Annotated in this window: 1 protein-coding gene; it reads left to right on the top strand. The window is 24.9% G+C overall.

The genetic code is table 11. The features are described 5' to 3' along the window. Positions 1-362 precede the first annotated feature (362 nt). Positions 363-954 (top strand): hypothetical protein (locus KPL50_RS26560; protein WP_216301462.1); only part of this gene is annotated, 592 nt, incomplete at its 3' end.

Below are 954 nucleotides of genomic sequence, written 5' to 3'. Positions count from 1 at the left end.
AAACATTATTGACTTAAACATTCAATAGAGGAATATAGAAATCACATATAAGTAATTAAAAAGCAAAATGTTGTAAAAATTTAATTAAACAATAAAGTAAGATGATTTTTATTCGATGTTAATACAAGAGTGTTAATATATACAAATATATAATCAAATGTTAAATTAGGTGTAGGCACTAGCTTATTTTTAATTGATACTTATGGGGGGCATAATAAGATGAACAATATTAAGAAAATTTTACTAATGAGTTTAATAGGAGTGCAATTAACAATAGTAGAAAGTGGAGAAGAAAATTAGTTAATAATGAAAGAAAACAAAGATAGTGTTAACACTATCAGCTGATAAAAGGAGCGTGATTTATGAAAAAAATAGCTGATTTAAATAGTGAACAATTTTATGGAATAGATATTTTATTTGAGTATTCTAGAGTACAGTTTTATAAAACACCTTTTTTTGTTTTATCAATGGGATTTATGCCTCTTTTATTAAAAATACCTTATGGGCGAATATATATAAATAATCATGGCAATAATCTCGCCTTAAAAATATTTTTTGTTTTTATGTTGGTTTATGGCGTGATACAATCGGTATTATCCATATGTTTACTTATTAACATGAAGCTTAAAAAAAGACCAAAAAAATTATTCTCAATTAGTTATTTTGTATTTGTAACGTCTATCATACTAATGACTTGGCTAATCTCACTTTCTAGTATTGTGTACGCAGGAAATAAATATTATTTAGTTATAATTATTTTGGTTTATATATCCTATATCATTTTTTTAATAATAAGTGTGTGTAGGGAAAGAAAAAGAATAATTGAAGCATATTATTCAAAGGAAAAGAACATTACGATAGATCCTTTTAAGTTTATGCACCATTTTTTGATAGCCATGATTCCTGTAGCCCCATTCTATATTCTTTCGGTTTTTAAAAGAACTAAGTTTATAG

The organism is Clostridium sp. CF012 (assembly GCF_018861755.1).
In the GTDB taxonomy this organism is placed as follows: domain Bacteria; phylum Bacillota; class Clostridia; order Clostridiales; family Clostridiaceae; genus Clostridium_AD.
This window is presented reverse-complemented; position numbering and strand designations above follow the sequence as displayed.